At 61.2% G+C, this 23,574-nt stretch carries 19 protein-coding genes; 17 read left to right on the forward strand and 2 right to left on the reverse strand.

Going from position 1 to position 23,574, the window contains the following annotated elements; genetic code table 11:
- Nucleotides 1–46: 46 nt before the first annotated feature.
- The 8 genes from glnE to CPH89_RS12725 all read left to right on the forward strand — a co-directional run bounded on the left by glnE (nucleotide 47) and on the right by CPH89_RS12725 (nucleotide 10,131).
- Nucleotides 47–2,986, forward strand: coding sequence for a bifunctional [glutamate--ammonia ligase]-adenylyl-L-tyrosine phosphorylase/[glutamate--ammonia-ligase] adenylyltransferase (glnE, locus tag CPH89_RS12690; protein ID WP_053253998.1), 2,940 nt, complete (start codon nucleotides 47–49; stop codon nucleotides 2,984–2,986).
- Nucleotides 2,987–3,172: 186 nt separating this feature from the next.
- Nucleotides 3,173–4,207: a lipopolysaccharide heptosyltransferase II gene (gene waaF / locus CPH89_RS12695; RefSeq protein WP_053253999.1), complete on the forward strand. Its 1,035-nt coding sequence runs from the start codon at nucleotides 3,173–3,175 to the stop codon at nucleotides 4,205–4,207.
- Between the two features lies 1 nt (nucleotide 4,208).
- Nucleotides 4,209–5,270: a lipopolysaccharide heptosyltransferase I gene (gene waaC / locus CPH89_RS12700; RefSeq protein ID WP_053254000.1), complete on the forward strand. Its 1,062-nt coding sequence runs from the start codon at nucleotides 4,209–4,211 to the stop codon at nucleotides 5,268–5,270.
- Entirely contained in the window at nucleotides 5,270–6,394 is a 1,125-nt protein-coding gene (locus CPH89_RS12705; RefSeq protein ID WP_053254001.1) for a glycosyltransferase family 4 protein, read from the forward strand. Before waaC ends, CPH89_RS12705 begins: the two co-directional genes overlap by 1 nt.
- On the forward strand, nucleotides 6,391–7,197 hold the full coding sequence (gene rfaP / locus CPH89_RS12710) for a lipopolysaccharide core heptose(I) kinase RfaP (protein ID WP_053254002.1): 807 nt from the start codon (nucleotides 6,391–6,393) through the stop codon (nucleotides 7,195–7,197). The genes CPH89_RS12705 and rfaP overlap by 4 nt, the downstream gene beginning before the upstream one ends.
- Complete coding sequence (locus tag CPH89_RS12715) at nucleotides 7,197–7,931, forward strand: lipopolysaccharide kinase InaA family protein (protein WP_053254003.1); 735 nt, start codon at nucleotides 7,197–7,199, stop codon at nucleotides 7,929–7,931. The genes rfaP and CPH89_RS12715 overlap by 1 nt, the downstream gene beginning before the upstream one ends.
- On the forward strand, nucleotides 7,928–8,680 hold the full coding sequence (locus CPH89_RS12720) for a lipopolysaccharide kinase InaA family protein (protein WP_053254004.1): 753 nt from the start codon (nucleotides 7,928–7,930) through the stop codon (nucleotides 8,678–8,680). The genes CPH89_RS12715 and CPH89_RS12720 overlap by 4 nt, the downstream gene beginning before the upstream one ends.
- The gene (locus tag CPH89_RS12725; RefSeq protein WP_053254005.1) at nucleotides 8,680–10,131 is read left to right on the forward strand and encodes a lipopolysaccharide kinase InaA family protein; all 1,452 of its coding nucleotides are present in this window, start codon (nucleotides 8,680–8,682) and stop codon (nucleotides 10,129–10,131) included. The genes CPH89_RS12720 and CPH89_RS12725 overlap by 1 nt, the downstream gene beginning before the upstream one ends.
- A 120-nt stretch (nucleotides 10,132–10,251) precedes the next feature.
- Here CPH89_RS12725 and CPH89_RS12730 read toward each other — a convergent pair whose 3' ends face one another.
- Nucleotides 10,252–12,354 (reverse strand): TonB-dependent receptor family protein, encoded by a 2,103-nt coding sequence (locus CPH89_RS12730; RefSeq protein WP_053254006.1) that lies wholly within the window; start codon nucleotides 12,352–12,354, stop codon nucleotides 10,252–10,254.
- A 172-nt stretch (nucleotides 12,355–12,526) separates the two neighbouring features.
- Between CPH89_RS12730 and CPH89_RS12735 the strand changes: the two genes are divergently transcribed.
- The 9 genes from CPH89_RS12735 to CPH89_RS12775 all read left to right on the forward strand — a co-directional run bounded on the left by CPH89_RS12735 (nucleotide 12,527) and on the right by CPH89_RS12775 (nucleotide 21,582).
- The gene (locus CPH89_RS12735) at nucleotides 12,527–12,862 is read left to right on the forward strand and encodes a YceK/YidQ family lipoprotein (RefSeq protein WP_053254007.1); all 336 of its coding nucleotides are present in this window, start codon (nucleotides 12,527–12,529) and stop codon (nucleotides 12,860–12,862) included.
- Between the two features lie 65 nt (nucleotides 12,863–12,927).
- Nucleotides 12,928–13,284 (forward strand): YceK/YidQ family lipoprotein, encoded by a 357-nt coding sequence (locus tag CPH89_RS12740; RefSeq protein WP_232005444.1) that lies wholly within the window; start codon nucleotides 12,928–12,930, stop codon nucleotides 13,282–13,284.
- A gap of 141 nt (nucleotides 13,285–13,425) precedes the next feature.
- Complete coding sequence (locus tag CPH89_RS12745) at nucleotides 13,426–15,183, forward strand: carbamoyltransferase family protein (RefSeq protein WP_017138507.1); 1,758 nt, start codon at nucleotides 13,426–13,428, stop codon at nucleotides 15,181–15,183.
- Entirely contained in the window at nucleotides 15,167–16,297 is a 1,131-nt protein-coding gene (locus CPH89_RS12750; protein ID WP_053254008.1) for a glycosyltransferase, read from the forward strand. Before CPH89_RS12745 ends, CPH89_RS12750 begins: the two co-directional genes overlap by 17 nt.
- Nucleotides 16,297–17,193: an antimicrobial resistance protein Mig-14 gene (locus CPH89_RS12755; protein ID WP_053254009.1), complete on the forward strand. Its 897-nt coding sequence runs from the start codon at nucleotides 16,297–16,299 to the stop codon at nucleotides 17,191–17,193. The genes CPH89_RS12750 and CPH89_RS12755 overlap by 1 nt, the downstream gene beginning before the upstream one ends.
- On the forward strand, nucleotides 17,190–18,605 hold the full coding sequence (locus tag CPH89_RS12760) for a PIG-L deacetylase family protein (protein WP_053254010.1): 1,416 nt from the start codon (nucleotides 17,190–17,192) through the stop codon (nucleotides 18,603–18,605). Before CPH89_RS12755 ends, CPH89_RS12760 begins: the two co-directional genes overlap by 4 nt.
- Before the next feature lie 60 nt (nucleotides 18,606–18,665).
- A complete protein-coding gene (locus tag CPH89_RS12765; protein ID WP_053254011.1) occupies nucleotides 18,666–19,550 on the forward strand; it encodes a DUF6625 family protein in 885 nt (294 codons plus the stop codon).
- Nucleotides 19,547–20,701: a glycosyltransferase family 4 protein gene (locus CPH89_RS12770; protein WP_053254012.1), complete on the forward strand. Its 1,155-nt coding sequence runs from the start codon at nucleotides 19,547–19,549 to the stop codon at nucleotides 20,699–20,701. The genes CPH89_RS12765 and CPH89_RS12770 overlap by 4 nt, the downstream gene beginning before the upstream one ends.
- The gene (locus CPH89_RS12775; protein ID WP_053254013.1) at nucleotides 20,698–21,582 is read left to right on the forward strand and encodes a glycosyltransferase; all 885 of its coding nucleotides are present in this window, start codon (nucleotides 20,698–20,700) and stop codon (nucleotides 21,580–21,582) included. Before CPH89_RS12770 ends, CPH89_RS12775 begins: the two co-directional genes overlap by 4 nt.
- 41 nt (nucleotides 21,583–21,623) lie before the next feature.
- On the opposite strand, the gene CPH89_RS12780 is transcribed toward CPH89_RS12775, so the two are convergent.
- Nucleotides 21,624–23,483, reverse strand: coding sequence for an O-antigen ligase family protein (locus CPH89_RS12780; RefSeq protein WP_053254014.1), 1,860 nt, complete (start codon nucleotides 23,481–23,483; stop codon nucleotides 21,624–21,626).
- Nucleotides 23,484–23,574 lie beyond the last annotated feature (91 nt).

The following is a 23,574-nucleotide window of genomic DNA, read 5'->3' on the forward strand; positions in this document are numbered from 1 at the left end:
TGCGTTCACAGCAACAAGCCATTTACGCGCCGATCAAGGATAGACCATGAGCCTCCCAACACTCGCCGAATTACCGGCCATTCTCTTGCCTTACGCCAGCCGGGCCGAGCAGTCATTTCGTGACGCAGTGGCCGCGCTGGACGACGATCATGGCCTTTCTGCGTGGACGCCGCAACGGTGGGCCGACTTTGCCCGGGTATGCGCCGCCAGTGATTTCGTCATTGAACAGAGCGTTCGTGACCCTTTGATGTTGCTCGAACTGGTGGCCTGGGGCGAGTTGGACCGGGGCTTCGCGCCCGGCGAACTGTGCAGCCAGATCGCGGGCGCTGTGCAACAGGCCGAAACAGAAGATGAGCTGGGCCGTGTGTTGCGCCGCCAGCGCACACGCCAACAAGTGCGCATCATTTGGCGCGACCTGACCCGACAAGCGGACCTGGTGCAAACCTGCCGCGACCTCTCCGACATGGCTGACGCTTGTATCGATCAGGCCTACCAGTGGCTGTACCAGCGCCACTGCGTGCAGTTCGGCACGCCGACCGGCCGGCGCAGCGGTGAAGCCCAGCACATGGTCATCCTCGGCATGGGCAAGCTCGGCGCGGTGGAGCTGAACCTGTCTTCGGATATCGACCTGATCTTTGCCTACCCAGAAGGCGGCGAGACAGTGGGCGTGAAGCGCGCGCTGGATAACCAGGAGTTTTTCATTCGGCTTGGTCAAAAACTGATCAAGGCCCTCGACCCGATGACCGTCGACGGTTTTGTGTTCCGTGTCGACATGCGCCTGCGGCCATATGGCTCGGCCGGCGCGTTGGTGCTCAGTTTCAATGCGCTGGAACAGTACTACCAGGACCAGGGCCGCGACTGGGAGCGCTACGCCATGATCAAGGCGCGGGTAGTGGCCGGTGATCAGGTGGCCGGTGCGCAGTTGCTCGACATGCTGCGACCCTTCGTCTATCGGCGGTACCTGGATTTTTCCGCCATTGAAGCGCTGCGCACCATGAAGCAGCTGATCCAGCAGGAAGTACGGCGCAAAGGCATGGCCGACAACATCAAGCTGGGCTCGGGCGGCATCCGCGAGGTGGAATTTATCGCGCAGGCGTTCCAATTGATCCATGGTGGCCGCGACCTGAGCCTGCAACAGAGGCCGTTGCTCAATGTGTTGGGGACCCTGGAAGGCCAGGGCTACCTGCCATCGGCCGTGATCGCCGAGTTGCGCAATGGCTACGAGTTTTTGCGTTACACCGAACACGCCATCCAGGCAATTGCCGACCGGCAGACGCAAATGCTCCCGGACGGCCCGGAAGACCAGGCGCGCATTGCCTTTATGCTGGGCTTTGCCGATTGGGCGGCATTCCATGAGCGCCTGATGTACTGGCGTGGCCGTGTGGACTGGCATTTCCGCCAGGTGATCGCTGACCCTGACGAGGAAGAAGGCGAAGAAAGCGAATTGGTTGTGGGTGGTGAGTGGTTGCCGCTGTGGGAAGAGTCCCAGGATGAAGAGGCCGCCTGCCGGCAGTTGGCCGAAGGTGGCTTTACTGACGCGACCAAAGCGCTCAAGGCCTTGGCCGGCCTGCGTGGCAGCCCGCAATTGCGCGCCATGCAGCGTCTGGGGCGCGAACGGCTGGATGCTTTTATTCCGCGCCTGCTGGCCCAGGCGGTCGAGCACGCCAACCCGGACCTGGTACTGGAGCGCGTCTTGCCGCTGGTGGAGGCTGTCGCCCGCCGTTCGGCCTACCTCGTGCTGCTGACCGAAAACCCTGACGCCCTGCGCCGGCTGTTGACGCTGTGCGCCGCCAGCCCGTGGATCGCCGAACAAATCACCCGCTTTCCGCTGCTGCTCGACGAACTGCTCAATGAAGGCCGCCTGTTCAAGCCGCCGTTGGCACCGGAGCTCGCCGCAGAGCTGCGCGAGCGCCTTACGCGGATTCCCGAGGATGACCTCGAACAGCAAATGGAAGCCCTGCGCCACTTCAAGCTGGCCCACCGCCTGCGTGTCGCGGCTTCGGAAATCGCCGGCAGCCTGCCGCTGATGAAGGTCAGCGATTACCTGACCTGGCTGGCCGAGGCGATTCTCGAACAAGTGCTGGCCCTGGCTTGGCGCCAGACCGTGGCGCGCCACGGCTCGCCGCAGCGGGTGGACGGCAGCCTGTGCAATCCGGGTTTTATCATCGTCGGTTACGGCAAGGTCGGCGGGATCGAACTGGGGCATGGTTCGGACCTGGACCTGGTGTTTATCCATGACGGTGACCCGCAGGCCGAAACCGACGGCGCCAAGCCGATCGACGGTGCGCAGTTTTTTACACGGTTGGGCCAGCGCATCATTCACCTGCTGACCACCCAAACCAACTCGGGCCAGTTGTATGAAGTGGACATGCGCCTGCGACCTTCGGGCGCGTCCGGTTTGCTGGTCAGTTCACTGGGAGCGTTTGAGCGCTATCAGGAGAATGAAGCCTGGACCTGGGAGCATCAGGCCCTGATCCGCGCTCGGGTGCTGGTGGGCAGCGAGGATGTGGGCCACGCGTTCGAGCACGTCCGCGCCAAGGTGCTGGGGCGTGAGCGGGACTTGGCGAAGCTGCGCCAGGAGGTCAGCGAGATGCGCGCCAAGATGCGCGATAACCTGGGCACCCGGACTACGGCGGCCGGTACCGGCGCCAATGCGTTCGAGCCGACGGCGGCGTTCGACCTCAAGCAGGACGCCGGAGGTATCGTCGATATTGAATTTATGGTGCAATACGCCGCTTTGGCGTGGTCTGCGCAACATCCATCGTTGCTGCGCTACACCGACAATATCCGCATTCTGGAAGGCCTGGAGCAGGTTGGGCTGATGCCCGCCGCCGATGCCCATCTACTGCGCGAGGTGTATAAGGCCTACCGTTCCGCCGCGCACCGCCAGGCCTTGCAAAACGAGGCCGGTACGGTGGCCGGGGATCAGTTCGCCGACGAACGGCGCCAGGTGATGCGAATCTGGCAAGCGCTGGGGTTAAGCTGATACTCGACTGATATGTGGGCGCTGGCTTGCCTGCGATGCAAGCGACTCGGTGTAGCAGGCCTACCGAGGCGATGCCATCGCAGGCAAGCCAGCTCCCACACAAAGCGGTTCCCAGGTCCACCGCGACTGGCAGTAATTATTGAGGCGGGGAGGCATAAGCCTCCCCGCATCGTTTGTGGAAACTACATGAATATTCTGATCGTTGGGCCCAGTTGGGTCGGTGACATGGTGATGGCGCAGACACTGTTCCAGTGCCTGAAACAGCGTCATCCCGACTGCCAAATCGACGTGCTCGCCCCTGAGTGGAGCCGGCCGATCCTTGAGCGCATGCCCGAGGTGCGCAAGGCCTTGAGCTTCCCGCTCGGCCACGGCGCACTCGAATTGGCGACGCGCCGACGCATCGGCAAATCCATGCGCGGCCAGTACGACCAGGCGATCCTGCTGCCTAACTCGCTGAAATCGGCGCTGGTGCCGTACTTTGCCGGCATCCCTAAACGTACCGGCTGGCGCGGCGAGTTTCGCTATGTGCTGCTCAATGACGTGCGCACCCTCGACAAGGCGCGTTACCCGCTGATGATCGAGCGCTTCATGGCCCTGGCCTACGAGCCCGGTGCCGAGTTGCCGACAGCGTACCCGCGCCCGAGCCTGCAGATCGACCCGGTTACGCGCGACGCGGCCCTGGCCAAGTTCGGCCTGATGCTCGACCGTCCGGTACTCGCGCTTTGCCCAGGCGCCGAGTTTGGCGAGTCCAAGCGCTGGCCGTCGGAGCATTACGCCAAAGTCGCCGAAATGAAGATTCGTGAAGGCTGGCAGGTGTGGCTGTTCGGTTCGAAAAACGATCACTCGGTGGGTGAGGACATTCGCCAGCGCCTGATTCCCGGCCTGCGCGAAGAAGCCGTGAACCTCAGTGGCGACACGTCGTTGGCCGAGGCTATCGACCTGTTGTCCTGCGCCGACGCGGTGGTGTCCAACGATTCGGGCCTGATGCATGTGGCGGCGGCGTTGAATCGCCCGTTGGTGGCCGTTTACGGCTCGACCTCTCCCGGCTTCACCCCGCCATTGGCCGACAAGGTCGAAGTGGTGCGCCTGGGCCTGGAGTGCAGCCCGTGTTTTGACCGCACCTGCCGTTTCGGCCACTACAATTGCCTGCGCCAGTTGCTGCCGCAACCGGTCAGCGATGCCTTGCAGCGGTTGCAGGGCTCTGTGGTCGAGGTCCGTTAGTTTGCGCGTATTGGTAATCAAGACCTCATCCCTGGGCGATGTGATCCACGCCTTGCCGGCACTGACCGACGCGGCGCGGGCAATCCCTGGCATTCGCTTTGATTGGATCGTGGAAGAAGGCTTTGCCGAGATCCCCACCTGGCACCCGGCGGTGGACAAGGTGATCCCGGTGGCGATTCGCCGCTGGCGCAAAAACATCTGGCAAACCCTCAAGAGCGGTGAGTGGCGCCGCTTCAAGCAGCGCGTCCAGTCGACTAAATACGACTTGGTAATCGACGCCCAGGGCCTGCTCAAAAGCGCCTGGCTGACACGCTACGTGCGTGCCCCGGTGGCGGGCTTCGATAAACACTCCGCCCGCGAGCCAATCGCTGCGCGCTTCTACTCGCGACGCCTGGCTGTGGCCCGTGGGCAGCATGCAGTGGAGCGTTTGCGCCAACTGTTCGCCGTGGCGCTGGGCTATGACTTGCCCAAAGCCTTGGGCGATTACGGTTTGAGCGTCGACAAGCTGCTCGGCCTGCCGCCGAAAAAACCGTTTGTGCTGCTGCTGCACGGCACCACTTGGGACACCAAGCACTGGCCCGAAGCCTATTGGCGCGAGCTGGCCGAACGCATGGGCCGCCTGGGTGTGGACGTAAAGTTGCCGTGGGGCAATGCCGACGAAAAAGCCCGCGCCGAACGCTTGGCCCAAGGCCTGCAGAACGCCGAAGTGCTGCCCAAGCTGAACCTCGCCGGCGTCGCCCGTGTGCTCGCTGGCGCCCGCGCCTGCGTGGCGGTGGACACCGGCCTCGGTCACTTGGCCGCTGCATTGGACGTGCCGACCATTTCCCTGTTCGGCCCGACGAACCCCGGCCTGACCGGCGCTTACGGCAAGGGCCAGATTCACCTGGCCAGCGACTTCCCCTGTGCGCCGTGCCTGCAAAAACACTGTACCTATCAACCAACGGCCGACGATCTGCGTCGGTTCGACATCAAACGCGAGTCGCCCCTGTGCTTCACGCGCTTGAACCCTGAGCGTGTGGCAAGCCGACTGAGCACGTTGTTACTGGCTGAGGAGCTGCACTGATGCAACTGGCTTTTGTTCTGTACAAATATTTCCCCTTCGGTGGCCTGCAGCGCGACTTCATGCGTATCGCCCTGGAGTGCCAGCAGCGCGGCCATCAGATTCGTGTCTACACGCTGATCTGGGAAGGCGAGATTCCGCCGGGTTTCGAAGTGCTGGTGGCGCCGGTCAAGGCGTTCTTCAATCATCGGCGCAACGAGAAGCTCAGCGCGTGGATGGAGGCCGACCTGGCCAAACGCCCGGTGGACCGCCTGATTGGTTTCAACAAAATGCCTGGCCTGGACGTTTACTACGCCGCCGACGGCTGCTTTGAAGACAAGGCACAAAACCTGCGCCACGCGCTGTATCGCAGCTTTGGCCGCTACAAACACTTCGCCGAGTATGAGCGTGCGGTGTTTGCCAAGGATGCCAAGACCGAAGTCTTGATGATCTCCGAAGTGCAGCAGCCGCTGTTCATCAAGCATTACGACACCCCGCTGGAGCGCTTCCACCTGTTGCCACCGGGCATTGCCCAGGACCGCCGCGCACCGCCCAACGCCGCCGAGCTGCGTGAAGGCTTCCGCCAGGAATTCAACCTGGGCGAGGACGACCTGCTGCTGGTGCAAATCGGCTCTGGCTTCAAAACCAAGGGCGTCGATCGCAGCCTCAAAGCCATGGCCGCCTTGCCGGCAGAACTTAAAAAACGCACACGCCTGTTTGTAATTGGCCAGGACGACCCCAAAGTATTCCAACTGCAGAGCGCCACTTTGGGGCTGGGCGATAACGTGCAGTTCCTCAAGGGGCGCAGCGATATCCCGCGTTTCCTGCTGGGCGCCGACCTGTTGATCCACCCGGCGTACAACGAGAATACCGGTACGGTGTTGCTCGAAGCGCTGGTGGCCGGCTTGCCGGTGCTGGTCTCGGCCGTGTGTGGTTATGCCCATTACATCGCCGAAGCCGACAGCGGCCTGGTGCTGGATGAGCCTTTTGAACAGGCGCAGCTCAACCAGTATCTGGCGCGAATGCTCACCGACACTGCACAGCGCGCGGCCTGGGGCCGCAATGGGTTGGCCTTCGCCGAGACGGCTGACCTCTACAGCATGCCGCAGCACGCGGCGGATGTGATTCTGGCGGAGCCAAAACGATGAAGTTGATGCTTGCCGAGCCGTTCAAGACCCTCTGGGCCGGGCGCGATGCGTTCGCCGAAGTCGAGCGGCTGCAAGGCGAGGTGTACCGTGAGCTTGAAGCGCGGCGCACCTTGCGTACCGAAGTGGATGGCCGTGGTTATTTTGTGAAGATCCACCGTGGCATCGGCTGGGGCGAGATCGTCAAGAACCTGGTCACCGCCAAGCTGCCGGTGCTGGGCGCGGGTCAGGAGTGGCAGGCCATCGAACGCCTGCACGCAATCGGCGTGCCGACCATGACCGCCGTGGCGTACGGCGAGCGCGGCAGCAACCCGGCCGACCAGCACTCGTTCATCATCACCGAAGAGTTGGCGCCTACGGTCAGCCTTGAAGATTTCAGCATCAACTGGGCCAAACAGCCGCCCGAGCCGCGCCTCAAGCGCGCGCTGATCGCTGAAGTGGCGCGGATGACCGGCATGATGCATCGCGGTGGGGTCAACCACCGCGACTGCTACATCTGCCACTTCCTGCTGCACACGGATACGCCGGTCACCTTCGATCACTTCAAACTGTCGGTGATCGACCTGCACCGCGCCCAGACCCGCGACAAAATCAGCCATCGCTGGCGCGACAAAGACTTGGCCGCGCTGTACTTTTCGGCGCTGGACATCGGCCTCACGCGTCGCGACAAGTTGCGCTTCCTCAAGGGCTACTTCCAGCAGCCGCTGCGCCAGATCCTGGCCGAAGAAAGCCCCTTGCTGCAGTGGCTGCAGGCCAAGGCCGACAAGCTTTATGCGCGCAAACAACGCTACGGGGACGCGCTCTGATGGCGGGTTGGAATCTGGAACCTGCTTACGCCGCACTGGCGGATGATTTCGGCAGCCTTGAGGCGGTGTTTGCGCTGCAGGGCGAGCAGCTGACGCGCGACCCGTTGTCGGAAGTGATCCGCGTAGAGCGCGGCGGGGTCAATTTCTACGTCAAGCGTTACGTCGGTGCCGGTAAAGGCCTGCGCCGCTACCTGGGCAAGCCGCGGGTGAAGTCCGAATGGCAGAACCTCAAGCGCTTCGCCAGGTGGGGGATTCCTACCGCCGACGTGGTGGCCTGGGGCCTGGAGCGCAAGGGCCTGGCCTATGCGCGGGGGGCGATGATCACCCGCGAGCTGCCGAGAACCGCTGACTTGTCGGTGCTGGCCGATCGCAACGATGCCTGTTTGAAAGACCCCAAGTGGGTCAGCGTGATCAGTCGCCAGCTTGCTGAATACACCCGTACGATGCACGAGCATCGCTTCACCCATAACGATTTGAAGTGGCGCAACCTGTTGGTCGACGATCATCAGACCCTGTACCTGATCGATTGCCCCAACGGTGATTTCTGGCGCGGGTTCTGGCTCAAGTACCGAATTACCAAAGACCTGGCCTGCCTGGACAAAGTCGCCAAGTATCACTTGTCGGCTACCCAGCGCCTGCGCTTCTACCTGCAATATCGCCAACGCTCGCACCTGACGGCGTCGGACAAACAGCGGATTCGCCACGTGGTGAAGTTTTTCGAGGGGCGCGAATGAGTGATTTCCTGGCGGCCGAAGATCGCGCTCTGCTTGAGCGCAACGGCCTGGCTGACTTCGATGCCCTGTGGGCCAGGCAACTGGACGCGGTGGATGAACCCAATACCAGCGATGGGGGGTGGAGCAGCGTATTTCGTCTGGAGCTTGAAGGGCAGGGCTACTACCTCAAGCGCCAGAGCAATTACCTGACACGCACACTCAGCAAGCCGTTTGGCGAGCCGACATTTGCCCGTGAATTCCGTAACATCAGCCGTTATCGCGAGCGCGGTATTCCGGCGTTGCAGGCGGCGTTTTTCGGTGAGCGCAAGGTCAATGGCGAGCACCGTGCGATGTTGCTGACCCGTGCCCTGGACGGTTGGAACGACCTGGATTCATTGCTGGAGCAATGGTCGCAACTGACAGATGCCCAGCACCGTGCGATCTTGCTGGCCTGCGGTCAGCTGGCGCGACACCTGCACAGCGTGGGTCAGGTGCATGGCTGTTTTTATCCCAAGCATATTTTCCTGCAGGCCACAGGCACAGGTTATGCCGCGCAGTTGATCGACCTGGAGAAAACTCGCCCGTTACTGTTCGGCAGGCGCGACCGGGTCAAGGACCTGGAACCGCTGTTGCGGCGCGCGCCGCAGTGGTCGGATGCCCACGTGCGGCAATTGTTGGCGGCCTATCTGGATCAACCTGAAGACAGCTCGCTGACCACCGCCTGGTTCGAGCGCCTGACGGCCCGTCGCAGTCACAAGGAGAAGCGCTGATGCGTTTGTCTGAGCTGAAAAAAGCCGGTCGCACGCCTGGCCTCCCGCTGACCATCGAGCTGGCGGATGCTGCTGGCCCAGGGCAACTGCAATTGCTCAGCCTGCTGCGCGTATTGCCCGGCGAGCGCTATGTGGGCGCAGGCGTGTGGCGCGGTCGCACGGTGCTGGCCAAATTGTTGGTGGGCAACAAGGCGGCACGGCATTTTCAGCGTGAACTCGGCGGCGTCCGCCTGCTGGCTGAGCAAGGCCTGACCACGCCGCAGCTGCTGGCCGATGGTTTGCAGGAAGGTGAGGGTGGCTGGCTGCTGTTCGACTTTATTGAAGGCGCCGAAAGCCTCGCCGATGCCTGGCAGGCGGTCGAAGGTTTGCCGCCGTTGGCGGACGAACAGACCGCCGTGCTCGCCGAGGCGTTGGCTGCGATCGCGCAGATGCACAGCAAAGGCTTGTGGCAGGAAGACCTGCACCTGGACAACCTGCTGCGCCAGGACGGCAAGCTGTACCTGATTGACGGTGCCGGGATTCGCGTCGAAGAAGCGGGCAAGCCGCTGTCACGCAATCGGGTGCTGGAAAATCTCGGGGTGTTTTTCGCCCAACTGCCGAAAAACCTTGAGCCGTTCACCGAAGAGTTGTTGGTGTATTACCTGCTGGGCAATGGCGAGCACGCGTTGCCGCTGGAAGCCCTGGAGAAGCAGGTGCGCAAGGTCAGTGCCTGGCGCTTGAAAGACTTTTTGAACAAGGTCGGTCGTGAGTGCACGCTGTTCAGCGTGGTGCGTGGCGCCTTTGCCTTGCGTGCGATTCGTCGCGAGGAAGCGCCTGCGATGCTACCGGTGCTGGAGCAGGCCGATGCGTTGCTTGATCAGGGCCACCTGTACAAGACCGGTGGTGCGGCCACTGTCGCCAAGGTCGAAGTGGCCGGTCGGCCGCTGGTGATCAAGCGCTACAACATCAAGGGGTTCGCCCATTGGCTCAAGCGTTTCTGGCGCCCCAGTCGTGCCTGGCACTCCTGGCGTGAAGGTAACCGCCTGGCCTTTCTGGGGATCGCCACGCCCAAGCCGCTGGCTGTGCTGGAAAAGCGTTTTTTCTGGCTGCGCAGCCGGGCTTATCTGGTCACCGACTACTTGCCGGGGCCGGACATCATCGAGCGCTTCGCACCGTATGTTGAGAACGGCGATGCGCCCGAAAACGAACTGCTGGCCCTGGATCATCTGTTTGCCGAGTTGATTCGTGAGCGCATCAGCCATGGCGATTTCAAGGGCCATAATCTGTTCTGGGCCGAGGATCGCTGGGCGTTGATTGACCTCGATGCCATGTGCCAGCACCGCAGTGAAGCCAGCTTCGCCCCGGCGTTTGCCAAGGACCGCGCGCGATTTATGCGCAACTGGCCTGAGAGCAGCGCCTTGTACCAACGGATCGACCAGCGTTTGCCCCGAGAGGTCGGCGTCGCCGGTTAAAGCCGGTCTTCGGCCCTTTCGCGAGCATGCCCGCCGGCCCACATGTTGATTGGTAAACGCGGTCCAATGTGGGCGCGGGCTTGCCCGCGAAGGCGGCCGCTCAGGCGCTACATGACCTGATCAAAACTGGTATTCAGCCCCCGCTCCCGCATACCACGACCGCCCCGGCGCCGCTTCGTAATAGCGACCATTGCCGTCACCGACAATCACCGAACCGACGTACTGGCGATCCAGCAAGTTATCCAGGCGCAACGTCTGGTGGAAGGTCCAGTGCTCCACCTTCTGCTCAAAGCGTGCGCGCCAGTTGAACACGCTGTAGCCCGGTGCTGCCCGTTGTTGGTTGGTGTCTTCGACGTAGACCTTGCTGCGATACATGCCTTCAAGGGCGGTGCTCACCCAGTCGCGGGGTTTCCAGTTCAGCTCGGCAAACAGCGTGGTTTGCGGTACGCCCGGCAAGTAGTTGCCTTTGCTGATGGTCGTGTTGCCGCCGCTGACGAAGTCACTGTCGTAAGTGGCCTGCAAGCGGGTGTAGGCGAGGTGGGTGCTCCACTGTTCGCTGAGCTGGCTTTCCAGGCCCAACTCCAAGCCTCGGCGCAGGGTGCGGCCAGCGTTTTGATAGGTGGTGCGCCCACCGCTGGATTGCTGTACGACCAGTTCGTCTTCAGTGGTGATCTGGAATAACGCGGCGTTGAGGCGAGTGTCTTCGCCCAGTTTTGCCTTCAGGCCGACTTCGTACTGCTGGCTGACCGATGGCTTGAGCGCAAAGTTAAAGCCGTTGGCGCTGCTCGAATAAGCCGACTCGGCCTGGGTCGGGGTTTCAAAGCCTTTGCCCGCGCTCACGTACCCATGCAGGTCCGGCGTAAAGGCATACATCACGCTGACCGACGGGGTGTTCTTCTGATAGGTCTTGCTGCCGCTGTCATTGCCGTCGCGGAGGAAGTGGTCGTCCACGTCCATCTTCATGGTGCTGTGGCGCAGGCCTGCCTGCAGGGTCCAGTCGCCCAGCAGCCAGTTGGCTTGTACGAAGGGGTCGAGGCTGGTGGCAGTGTCGATTTCATTGCGACCCAATGCGCCTTTGACACCGTGCACACCGTCGAGGGTGTTGGAATAGCCCTGGCGATCATCCTGGCTGCGGTCGTAATCAAGGCCGGTGATCAGCGTCAGGTCGCCGGGGGCGCTGGTGATGGGTTGCAGCCAGTGGACCGAGCCCCCGTAGAATTTGCGGTCGAAAGCCACTACGCCGCCGCGAGCGTTTGCCGGTTTGAGTGCGCCACTGGCGAATTTGTCCGGAATCGACAAGTACTGAATCACGCTGCGCCGTCCTGTGTACGCATTGACCTGCAACGTCGCATCGCCGATGTAGCGCTCGTAATTCATGCCTAATTGCTGATGATCGATACTTTTTCGCGTGTTGTATTCCAGTGCGGCCGGCGCTACCGAACGCGGGTCGGCCTTGTACGCGGCCCAGGTTTGCCCCAGCGGGTCCTGCGTGCCGTTTTGCTCCAGGCTGCTGTAGATCAGCGCCAGCTTGCTGTCGTCATCCGGCTGGAAGTTGAGCTTGGCAAAGGTCTGGTCCCGGCGGGCGCTGCTGTGGTCGCGGTAGCCGTCGGTGTCCATGCGCGAGGCGTCAAGCACGAAACCGGCGCCGTTCGCCGCGCCTTCGGCGGTGAGGTGGTTTTTGTTCAAGCCGTCGCTGCCCACCAGGGTTTCAGCGCCGATGCGTGGCGGGCCTTCGCCGTCGCGGGAAAACATCTGGATGACCCCGCCGGCATTGCTGCCGTACAAGGTGGCCGCCGGGCCGCGCAGGACTTCGATGCGTTCGGCGGTATCGAGGTTGAAGGTGGCCGCCTGGCCCTGACCGTCCGGGGTGCTGGCGGGGATGCCGTCAGCAACCAGCTTGATGCCGCGTACACCAAACGCCGAGCGGGCGCCGAAGCCGCGTGAGGAAATCTGCAGGTCCTGCGCATAGTTCTGACGGTTCTGGACCACCAGCCCGGGCACTCGTGACAGCGCTTCGGAGGCGTTGATGCCGAGTTGCCCGTCGCTGATCTGTTCACGGCTGATGCTGTCGACCGAGTAGGGCAGGTCGAAGGTCGGGTTGGCGCTGCGCGAACCGGTGACGACGCTGGGGTCGAGGATCAGTGGTGCGTCGTCGGCCATAGCGGTGTTGCTCAGGGCAAGCAGGCTGGGCAGCAAAAAGGTGAGGCGGGCGAATGTTTTCATGGTCAGCCAGGATCTGGGGCGCATAGGGCATAAACGCGCAAAAGGGCGCGAGTTTAGTGGCTTGGGCAATTTTTACCATTTCGGATTTTTCTCACGAGCCGGCGGGCGTGCTGAGTCTGGGGTGTCGGTCTTGTCGATGCTAGCGTGGCGGACCACTGGGAGAGGACCGTCCATGAGCTTGAAAATGACTGTGGCATTGGCGCTCGCCAGTCTCACATTAGGCGGCTGCGGCACGCTGAATACGCTGTTGCGTGATGACCTGGCGGCGACGCGTGAATTGCGCAAACAGAAGACCTATTGCGAATCCATCCCGCGTGCCTACAGCGGCCTGGCGTTTAATTTTTGCCTGCTTAACGCGCCACCGGACTACACCGGCGTGCTCGTACCGTTGGTGCTGGTGGACCTGACTGCGTCGGGTATTGTTGATACCGTGGTGCTGCCCTACACGCTTTACCAGCAGAGCACGCTGGGTAACAGGGGGGTTTACTGGCCGCCCGGTCGTTCGTAGTGACAGGCGTTATCAATGCGCCGGGGCCGGCCCGGTTTCATTCTTTCAGGCAAAAGGAGTTGTTCGTGAATCGTGGAATCGAAGTGCTGTTGGTCGCGAGCCTGCTGATGCTTTCAGGGTGCGGAACGATCAATACCGTCTTTCGCCCGGACACCGTGACCAGTCAGGGCCTCAAGGATTCGCGCAGCCACTGTGGCAGCGTGCCGCGTATCTACAGCGGGGTGATATCCGGGTTTTGTTACTTGAACAGCGAGCCAAAACCTGAAAAAGGCGTAGACAACCCAGGCTTTGGCCAGCCGGCAAGTAATATATTTCCGATCATTGCCATCGAGGCGCTGGCCTCGGGTCTGGCCGACACGCTGGTGCTGCCCTACACCGTCTACCGCCAAAGCCAGGACGGCGACATCCAGGTCTACAAGTAGTCCGCTTGCCGGTTGCCGCTAACAGCTTCCTACTGCTTTTAAGTTATAATCCCGCCCTTTAGCTGTTTCTCGCTCAGGCGGGAGGCACACTTTTTTCAGGCGCAACCCGCCTGTATGCAGACTAAAAGAGGCTAGACCCCTGTGGCATTGACGATTCTTGGCCTGTCCGGCGCCCTTAGCCATGATCCTTCCGCAGCGTTGTATATCGACGGCAAGCTGATTGCGGCCGCCGAAGAAGAGCGCTTCGTACGCGACAAACATGCAAAGAACCGCATGCCCTACGAATCGGCGAAGTTCTGCCTGGAACAAGCCGGCATCAAGCCTTCCGACGTTGACGTGGTGGCGATCCCGTTCGCTCCGATCAGCCTGTTCGGCGAGGCGCGTTGGCACTATGCCAAGCGTTACTGGTACGCCCCGGACCGCGCGCTCGACGCGATCCTGATGGGCAACCGTCGCTACAAGCGCTACCGCAACAAGATCGTCTGGTGCCTGGAGCAACTGGGCTTCGATCCGAAAAAAATCAAGATCGAGCCGGTTGAACACCACCTGGCCCATGCTTCCAGCGCCTACCACTGCTCGGGCTTCCAGGAAAAAACCGCGATCCTCGGCATCGACGGCAAGGGTGAGTACGCCACCACGTTCTTCGGCTACGGCGAAAACGGCAAGATCCACAAGATCAAGGAATTCTACGATCCGGATTCCCTGGGTGGTCTGTATGGCGCGATTACCGAGTTCCTCGGTTTCGAGATGCTCGACGGCGAGTTCAAGGTCATGGGCATGGCGCCGTATGGCGATGCCAGCAAATATGATTTCTCGCGCCTGGCTTCGTTTGAAAACGGCGAGTTGGTGATCAACACCGACTACGCCAACGTCATCGGTCTGCGCCGTTATAAAGAGAAGGGCAAGGGCTTCTACTTCTCGCCAAAACTGATCGAGTGGCTGGGTCCCAAGCGCGAAGGCGATATCGCCGACGAGCCGTACATCCACTACGCGGCCAGCATGCAAGCGCTGTTCGAAAAGCTGGCCCTGCAGATGATCGACCACTACCTGGGCGACATCCTCAAGGACACCGGCAAACTGGCCTTCGCCGGCGGCTGTGCGCTGAACGTCAAGCTGAACCAGAAAATCATTGCCCGTGACGACGTCAAAGAGCTGTTCGTGCAGCCGGCGTCCGGCGATGCCGGCACCGCAGTTGGCGCGGCAGCCTATGTGTCCCACGCCCGTGGTGTACCGGTAGAGAAGATGGAACACGTCTATCTCGGCCCGTCCTACAGCAACGAAGACGTGATCGCTGCGTGCGCCAAGCACGAGAGCAAGCCGGTGTGGCGCAAGATCGAAAACATGCCCAAGCGCATCGCCAAGATCATGGTCGACGGTAACCCGGTGGCCTGGTTCCAGGGCCGCATGGAGTTTGGCCCGCGTGCCTTGGGTGGTCGTTCGATCATCGGTTGCCCGAGCGCCACCGGCGTGGCTGACCGCATCAACCACCAGATCAAGTTCCGCGAGCGCTGGAGGCCTTTCTGCCCGTCGATGCTCGACACCGTGGCCCCGCAGATGATCAAGGTCGATCACCCGGCGCCGTTCATGACCTTCACTTTTGAAGTGTCGGAAGAGTGGAAAACCCGCGTGCCGGAAGTGGTCCATGAAGATGGCACCTCTCGCGCCCAGGTGCTCAAGCGCGAATACAACCCGCGCTACTACGACATGATGAAAGAGCTGGAAGTGCTGACCGGTAACGGCGTGTCGCTGAACACCTCGCTCAACCGCCGTGGCGAAGCGATGATCTGCTCGCCCACCGACGCGCTGAACATGTTCTTCGGCTCTGACCTGCAATACCTGATCATGGAAGACATCCTGGTCGTCAAAGACGGCGTGGACCCTTATGACTCGGTCGGCTGAGCGCCACGTCCTGCAGTTCTGCCACGGCTATGACGGGCCGTTTCTGGACTGCGCGCGGCAGTACGCCAGTTTGTTCGCAGGCACCGGCTACAAGGTGACCACCGTGTTTCTTACCGGGGCCGCCGACCCTGCGGTAGCCGCTGGTTGCGCCAGCGATGAAGTGTTGTTTATGGAGTTCAGCTCCAAGGCCATCCGTGGCCTGAAGCTGGGCGCCATCCGTGAGCTGCGCAAGATCGCCGCGTCGCGCAACTTCAGTTTCTGCATCGCCCACCGGTTCAAGCCGATCTATATCGCCTTGCTCGGCACCCGCCTGCCGGTGATCGGCGTGCATCATGCGTTTGGTGACTACGGGCGCCGCAGCCGCAAGCTGTTTGCGTCGATTTTCAGCAAGCGTCTGAGCCTGCTCGGTGTGTCCGATGCGGTGCGCGATGATATGCGTCGCTGCCTGCCGGGCTGGCCTGCAGCGCGTATTCAGACGTTGTATAACCGCATCGATGTCGAGGCCATGCAAGCGCTGCAGGTGCCCGCCGATGAGGCGCGGGATGCGTTGGGGCTGTCGCCGGATGAATGGGTGGTCGGCAATGTCGGCCGTCTGCACCCGGACAAGGACCAGGCCACCTTGCTCAAGGGCTTTGCCTTGGCGTTGCCACATTTGCCGGCACAGAGTCGTTTGGCGATCCTCGGCACCGGGCGCCTGGAGAAAGACCTCAAGGCCCTGGCGCGCGAGCTGGGCATTGCCGAGCAAGTGCTGTTCCTCGGCCAGGTGCCGGATGCGCGTCGGTATTTTCGTGCGTTCGACGCCTTTGCCCTGAGCTCCGATCATGAGCCATTTGGCATGGTGTTGCTGGAGGCCATGGTCGCCGGCGTGCCGTTGCTCGCCACTGCCTGCGGCGGCGCCCGGGAAGTGGTCGAGGGCGTGGGCATTCTGTTTCCGTTTGGTGATGCCGAACACTTGGGCCAGGGTCTTCAGCACCTGGCGGCGATGGATCGTCAACAGCACCAGCTGTGTGCCGAGATGATGCTGGAACGCCTGCACCAACGGTTTTCCGACCCGGCGGTGCGCGCTACTTTCTGGCAGTTGCCCCCCGTACTTGAATTGACCGCGAGGGCTTGATGCTCAATCGATTCCAAGGCTGGCGCGAGCGCGGCTGGTCCGTCGTTGACGCGCCGACCTACAGCCAAGCCTGGCAGCGTTTTGGTGGCAGTGTTGCCACGCATCCGCAGGTGGTCGAGCGTCTTGCCGGCTTGGCCGACATTCCTGTGCGCTATCTGGCATGGGAGCAGGGCAGTGAGCTCAAGGCTTGCATTGCGACTTGGGGGCGGGACCTGGCGTTGTCCAAGGATGTCCTCAAACGGCATGGCAAGAAAGGCTTGTTCGACCTGGGTAACGCCGAGTTGATCCTGCCCGCCGCCGAGGATGCCCAAGCCGTGCTGCGTCATCGCGCGCGTTACCTGTCGGCGCTGAATGAGGGCCGCTTTGCAGGCCTCAAGCCGCAGGCCGAGCAACTGGCCATGGCACGTACCCCGGAAGAGTTGTCGAAGAAGTTTCGTTATAACCAGCGCCGCGAGTTGCGCCTGTTGGAAGAGGCGGGCGGTGTGGTGCGCCCGGTGCAGGAGTTTTCCAGCGCAGAGCTGGCGGCGATCTACTGCGACCTGTTTCAGCGCCGCTGGGGCTTTCCCGCCACGGGCGCCGAACGCATGGCACAGGTGATTGAGCTGCTGCGTGAATGGCTGATTGGTTCGGTGATCTTCCTCAACGATGCGCCAATTGCCATTCAGTTGGTCTACCGCGTTGAAGCGCCGCAGTGGATCAGTGTCGAGTACATCAATGGCGGCGTTGACCCCGAAACCCGCGCCTTCAGCCCGGGCAGTGTATTGAGCTTCCTCAATACCCAAAGTGCCTGGGAGCAAGCGCGCGAAGTCGGCAAGCCATTGCGGTTTTCGTTTGGCCGTGCGGACCGCGAGTACAAGGACCGTTGGTGCAACCCCGTGCCGGTGTTCACGGTATGAGTGAGCCTACGAGCCGCAAGCAGGCGCTGCTCAAGCGCCACCGCCGCAATAAACGCATCGGGCTGTTGGTCGGTTTGCTGGTGTTGATCGGCGTGGGTGTGCTGGTGGCCTGGTGGCTGCCGCTGCTGTTGGCAGTGCTGGCCTGGGTTGCCCATGAGGCCTGGTTTGCCGACCATCTGTTTTACTCGCCGAAGGATGACTACCAGTATCAATTTGCAGCGGATACCGAGCAGCCCAAGGTGGTGCTGAGCGAGGGCCGGCTGGTACTGGGCGAAACCGTCGAGCTGTCGGGCGATGAAACATTGATCCTCGCGCTGCGGCTCAAGAGCAGTGTGCTGGGCCGCTTTGTCGACCCGTTCATCGCCCTGCCGGACGGTGACCGCCAAGTATTCGAGCGCGGCGTCAATGGCCTGCGTTATCTGAACCTGACCGGCCAGGCGCAAGCGTTGCTCGCTGGGCAATTGCGGCTGAGTGGTCGGTTCTGCCGTGTGCAGGGCACGCCTGTGTTGTCGGTATTCCGCCAGCCAGATGTGCGCCAGCAACGGGTGATGGTGATTGCGCCCCATGCCGATGACGCCGAGCTTGCAGCCTTTGGTCTGTACAGTCAGGCGGCGCAACCCTGGATCGTGACGTTGACGGCCGGCGAGATTGAAGCCGAGCATTATCAGCAAATGGGCCTGGGCAAGCCTGAGGCGGCAAGGCTCAAGGGGCGTTTGCGGGCCTGGGACAGCATCGCCGTGCCGCGTTGGGCGGGTGTGCCGCCGGAAAACTCGGTTCAGCTTGGGTATTTCTGCCTGCAGTTGGCGGCGATGAAGGCCGAGCCGGATCGCGCAGTGGCGTCGCGAGAGGCCGAACTCAGCGATATTCGGGTATTTCGCCAATTCAACCCTTTCCCTTTGCCTGCCGACACCGATGGCCAGCCCACCTGGAACAATCTGTTGGCTGACCTGCGGGCCGTGCTGTTGATGGCGCGCCCTGAAGTTATCGTGTTGCCCCATCCGCTGCTTGACCCGCACCCTGATCATATCTGCGCCCAGCAGGCCGTATTGGAAGCCTTGCAGGGCCTGGAGTGGCAGCCGACCACCTTGCTCGGCTACGCCAACCATCTGCATGACAACGACCGCTGGCCAATGGGTGATTCGGGAAGCGGTGTCACGTTGCCGCCAGTTTTTGATTCCACTCAGACGTTGTGGCCTTATTGCCTGCCGTTATCCAACGACCGTCAATGCGACAAGGCGATGTCGTTGGGCATGATGCATGACCTGCAACCGAGGATGCCGTTCAAGCGGCGGGTGCGGCGGGTCATACAGCGCCTGCTGGCTGGGAGAGCTGTTTCGCCGTGGGGTGAGAATGAGTTTTTCCGCAAGGCCGTCCGGCGGCATGAACTTTTTTGGTTCATCAAGCACAAGTAACGTTAAGCAACGAAGTGGCGTGCAGCACGTCCCAGTAAAAAAAATGACAGTGAGTCCCCAGTGATTAATCCATGCCCCCGCATCCTTTTTCTTATCCCGTACTTTGGTCACTGGCCATTCTGGATGCCGTTTTTTCTCGAAAGCTGCAGACGCAACGCGGATATCGACTGGTTGTTGTTCAGCGACTGTCCGATACCGGCCAACGTGCCGGACAACGTCCGGATTGAAAGCATTAGCTTTGCCGATTACTGCGCGTTGGTGTCACAGCGGTTGTACATCAACTTTGCGCCTCAAGCGCCGTATAAGCTGTGTGATATCAAGCCAGCGCTGGGGCACATTCATGCTGACCGCCTCAAAGGCTACGATTTCTGGGCGTTTGGCGACCTGGACCTGATCTATGGCAACCTGCGCGAATACTTCACTGCCGATCGGTTGGCCGGCTATGACCTGTTCTCGACCCATGAGCGGCGGGTGGCCGGCCATTTGTGCCTGATGCGCAATACCGCCAAAAAGCGCCAAGTGTTCATGCAGATCAAGGATTGGGAAGCGCGCTTCACTGATCAGGAGCATCATGCCCTGGATGAAGGCGCGTTCAGCAGGATCTTCCTGTGGCGCAAGAATTTCCCGAAGCCACTGTTCGAGCTGGTAGGCAAGCTCAACCCGTGGCGTCGGCGCAGTGAATTCACCGAGGCGTTCAGTACGCCGGGTGGTGCGATCAAATGGCACGACGGCACTGATCGCTTTCCGCATCAATGGTTCTGGAATAATGGTCGCCTGACCAACGACAGGGATGGCGACCGCGAGTTTCCGTATTTCCATTTTGTCTGCTGGAAACGCAATCAGTGGTCTTTGCTGCCGGCGCCAGACGCCGAGTACATCGCGACGCTGGCCGCTGAAAAATCCTGGGTTGTTGATGCCACAGGTTTCCATCGAGGAGAGTTATGAGTCGGCCTTTCAAGGTCCTGCAATTGCAGCCTGACTACAATGTTAAATCCCATGATTTTGCCGACCTGGCCGAACAGATCGTCAAGGCATTGCCTGCGGACCGCTATGAAGTCACCGCCGCTTTTTTGCGGGGCCGGCCAGGGCCTGCAGACCCGGTCAGCCGCGCGGCCACGTCCGTCTACTTCGAGTTTTCCGACAAGTCGCTCAAGGGCTTGAGGCTGCGCGCCATGTGGCGGCTGTATCAGTTTTGCCGCAAGGAAAAATTCGACGTCGTGGTGTGCAACCGCTTCAAGCCGGTCAACATGATGTTGCAGTTGAACCGCTGGTTGAAGATCCCGCTGTGCATCGGCATCTCCCACGGCTTTGGCGAGTATGACCGCCTTTATCGACGCAAGCAGGCCCAGCGCTGGATCGACGAGCATTGGCGTTTTGTCGGCGTGTCGCCAGCGGTCAAGCAGTACCTGCTGGACTGCCAGTGCGGGTTTACCGACCGCAATACCTACGCCATTACCAATGCCATCGACATCGAGCAGGCGGAAGGCTTGCAGCATTCCCGTGAGCGTGCGCGCGAGTTGCTGGGCATCGACCCTTCTGTGCGGTTGGTCGGCGCCTTGGGGCGCCTGGTGCCGGTGAAGGGCCACACCTATTTGTTGCAGGCATTTGCGGCGCTTAAAGACCGCTACCCCTCGGCGCAGCTCGCCATCATTGGCGCCGGGCGCGAAGAGTCCAACCTGGCCGCGCAAATCAACAGCCTCGGCCTGGCGGGGCGGGTGCATTTGCTGGGCTTCAAGGAAAATGCCCTGCAATACGTGCGCGCCTTTGATATCTGGGCGATGCCGTCGCTGGCAGAAGGTTTGGGCCTGGCACTGCTGGAAGGCATGAGCGGTCGGCTGCCGGTGATCGCCTCAAGCGTACCGGCCATGCTGCCGCTGATTCAAGGCGCGGGCGGCCTGGCGGTGGAGCCGGCCAACGTGCCCGAGCTGACCCAGGCGCTGGACACCTACCTGGCGCTGTCCGATGAAGAACTCGCGCAGAAAGGCGAACAGGCTTATCAGTACCTTCAGGCACAACACGACATTGAGGTGTTCCGCCAGGAATACCTGGAACTGATTGATTCAGGATTGGCTCAAGCACGCAGGAACCATGTATGAACCAGAGTCAGCCCTTGGTCACGGTGATCATCGCGTCTTACAACCACGCGCCTTACATTGAGGAAAGCATCCTCAGTGTCCTGAACCAGACGTACCCCAACATTGAGCTGCTGGTGATTGACGATGGTTCGACAGATGACAGTGTCGAGCGCATTCGTCGACTGCAGGAACACCATACCTTCGACTTTCGTGTCCAGCAGAATCAAGGGCTGACCAATACGCTCAATGGCGCGATTGCCCGCTCTCAAGGCCCGCTGATTGTGCCGTTCGGTTCCGACGACATCATGTTGCCGGAGCGCATCGCGACCCAGGTGGCGTATATGGACGGCAAGCCTGAGGTGGGGATCTGTGCGGGTAATATCGAGCTGATCGACTCCAACGGCGAGCTGTTTCCCGAGAAGCGCCAACGCCGGGATGTGCCTTTTCGGCGCCTGGACTTCGACGATATGTTCCTGGAGCGTAAACCCTACCCGCCGGCGCCCACGCTGATGATTCGGCGCGAGGCGCTGGAAAAGGTCGGTGGGTTCGACCCGCAGATTCGCCTGGAAGACTTGTTGATCGAGCTGAAGATTACCCGCGCCGGGTACTTCATCGACGGTTTGAACGTGGTGATGGCGCGCTACCGCAAGCACGCTACCAATTCGTACAAGAATCATCGATTCATGATCGACAACATCCTGCGTTCCTACGCGCTGTTCAGTGACCACCCGCAATATGACGAGGTGCGTTACAAGTTCCTGAGCTCCATGTTCCTCAAGACGTCCAACCGCAATCGTGCGTTGGCGCGAGAGCTGCTGGCGCAGATCCCGTTTCGGGCCTGGAACAAGAAAACCTGGCGCGGCCTTGGCCGGCTGTACTTTTCCCCGCTGGAAAAAGACTGATACCGCGTGCGCCCCGTTTCAGGGGCTCACCGGGCTTGCCTTCAGGCGGCAGGGCGAGCGAGTGTGAGGACCTGCTCGCGGATTTTCAGCGTGGCGTGCGGCGATGCGACGGATGCATACCCGTTGATCAACTGTTCGAAGTGGGTTTCGAACAACCAGTTGCGGTCCTGCGAATAGCGTTGCATATGCTTCAAGTTGCGCTGGCGCAGAGTGTTGCGCAGCGCTGACGGAAAGATGCGCATGTCTGCCACGTCAATCAGGCCGAACTCCCCGTCTTCCAAGAGCAGCACATTGCCCAAATGCAGGGAACGGAAGTACACACCGCGCTCGTGCAACTGAGCCATGAACCGGCCAAACCGTTCAATCAGCGATTCGCGCAGGCTGCTGTCCAGGCTTTGCAGGGCCTGACGCAGCGTCAGGCCGGGCAGTGGCCGGTAGTGCACGGCGCTGCTGCCATCCTGCAGGCAATACAGGTCAAGGATGGTCGGTGATGCAATGCCTAGCCGTCGCAGTTGTTCACTGTTGCTGACAAAGCGTTCCGAATAGGGATTGAACATGCCCGAGGTGTACCAGCGGCGGGCCCTGAACAGCTTGAGGAAGCTGCCATCCTGCAGGCGCAGGACTTTCGGCCCGAGACCATCTTCCTCGATAACGTCCGCGCCGCTGCGCAGGGCTTCAAACGCCTGCTGCTCGGGTGTTTGCACCGGCATGCGCAGCAGGCTGCCACGACGTTTGGCAATGCTCAGGCCCGCGATCAGGGCCAGAGGGATCCACAGCAGGAACCAGTGCTCCTTGGGCCGCGACAGAATGCCGCCGCCTTCAGTCAGGCCGGCGCCGATGCCGTAGGCCAGCAGGGCGGAAGCCAGCAGGAACAGCGGCTGTGCACGCTCTTTGAAGCCTTTATAGAGGCCCCAGCCCAGCATGAAGATCCACGGGATAAAGCCGATTATGCCCACGTAATAGAGCACGCCGAGCGCAAAGCTGTGGGGTTCCATCAGCTCGACACCGCCCACGATCAGCGACAATTCGGAGTCGTAGCTGTGTCCGATGAAGGGGTGTTCGGCGATACGCTGCAGCGTCATGCTCCACAACTCGAAGCGATACGAACTGCCTCGCTCGGTAATGGCCTCCGGGTAAAGCAGCAGAAGTGCCGCCGCCCCCAGCACCAGGGTCGCAATCATCAGGGCTGAACGGCGATTGCGGCTGACAAAGGCGATCCACACGGCGGCCAGCGTCAGTGCAACCAGCGGCGTGCGGGAGCCGGTCGCCAGGATCGCGAGCGCCATGATCGCCAGGGCAGGCGCACTGAAAAACAGCACACGCAGGCGCTGGGTGGTAATGCAGATATAGAGCCAGTAGACGCAGAAAAAGCCGAAGAGGTGGGAGCTGAGCAGTGGGTTGTCGAGGGCGCCACGGCCGCCGATCATGCGCATGCTCAGGCCAGGTTCGAAGCCTTTGGCGAACGCCACCAGGTTGCACAGGCACACCACCAGCGCAATCACGGCGGCGCTGAAAAATATCGGCTTGAACAGGTCTTTGCGGTAATGCAGCAGCAACCCACAACCGGCAAACAGCATGAAGGTTTGCAGCGGCACCTTGAACAGGTTGGAGTCGCCGCTAGGCGCCGGGCTCCACAGCACGGTGGTGATTGCCCAGGCGCAAAACGCCAGGAACGCGATGATCAGGGGTTCACGCAACAGCTCCTTGATTTCCCGCGGGCGCATGCACAGCAGGAACAAGGTCGGCACACTGAAAAAACCGTAGTAGAACCGGTGCATGACATTGCGATTGGTGACGTAGAACAGCGAACTCAGGAGCAACAACAAGCCAATGGGCAAAATCCACAGGACCAGGAAGTCGAAAACGCGATTTGAGCCGTAGGCAAGGCGCTTGGAGTGCATACAGAAAAGCCATTCCAGAATTGAGAAAGCCGACCATCTTAAAGTAGTCGCTATATAATGTCGTCGGTTGGATCCAACCGGGCCGTGGGTT

The sequence above is a fragment of the Pseudomonas fluorescens genome (genome assembly GCF_900215245.1).
Classification (GTDB): domain Bacteria; phylum Pseudomonadota; class Gammaproteobacteria; order Pseudomonadales; family Pseudomonadaceae; genus Aquipseudomonas; species Aquipseudomonas fluorescens.

Coding starts and splice junctions, on each gene's coding strand:
- CPH89_RS12735 (WP_053254007.1), top strand. CDS start 12,527: ATGAGCTTGAAAATGACTGTGGCATTGGCGCTCGCCAGTCTCACATTA.
- CPH89_RS12755 (WP_053254009.1), top strand. CDS start 16,297: ATGCTCAATCGATTCCAAGGCTGGCGCGAGCGCGGCTGGTCCGTCGTT.
- CPH89_RS12780 (WP_053254014.1), bottom strand. CDS start 23,483: ATGCACTCCAAGCGCCTTGCCTACGGCTCAAATCGCGTTTTCGACTTC.
- rfaP (WP_053254002.1), top strand. CDS start 6,391: ATGAAGTTGATGCTTGCCGAGCCGTTCAAGACCCTCTGGGCCGGGCGC.
- CPH89_RS12760 (WP_053254010.1), top strand. CDS start 17,190: ATGAGTGAGCCTACGAGCCGCAAGCAGGCGCTGCTCAAGCGCCACCGC.
- CPH89_RS12775 (WP_053254013.1), top strand. CDS start 20,698: ATGAACCAGAGTCAGCCCTTGGTCACGGTGATCATCGCGTCTTACAAC.
- glnE (WP_053253998.1), top strand. CDS start 47: ATGAGCCTCCCAACACTCGCCGAATTACCGGCCATTCTCTTGCCTTAC.
- CPH89_RS12720 (WP_053254004.1), top strand. CDS start 7,928: ATGAGTGATTTCCTGGCGGCCGAAGATCGCGCTCTGCTTGAGCGCAAC.
- CPH89_RS12750 (WP_053254008.1), top strand. CDS start 15,167: ATGACTCGGTCGGCTGAGCGCCACGTCCTGCAGTTCTGCCACGGCTAT.
- CPH89_RS12715 (WP_053254003.1), top strand. CDS start 7,197: ATGGCGGGTTGGAATCTGGAACCTGCTTACGCCGCACTGGCGGATGAT.
- waaF (WP_053253999.1), top strand. CDS start 3,173: ATGAATATTCTGATCGTTGGGCCCAGTTGGGTCGGTGACATGGTGATG.
- CPH89_RS12725 (WP_053254005.1), top strand. CDS start 8,680: ATGCGTTTGTCTGAGCTGAAAAAAGCCGGTCGCACGCCTGGCCTCCCG.
- CPH89_RS12770 (WP_053254012.1), top strand. CDS start 19,547: ATGAGTCGGCCTTTCAAGGTCCTGCAATTGCAGCCTGACTACAATGTT.
- CPH89_RS12730 (WP_053254006.1), bottom strand. CDS start 12,354: ATGAAAACATTCGCCCGCCTCACCTTTTTGCTGCCCAGCCTGCTTGCC.
- CPH89_RS12705 (WP_053254001.1), top strand. CDS start 5,270: ATGCAACTGGCTTTTGTTCTGTACAAATATTTCCCCTTCGGTGGCCTG.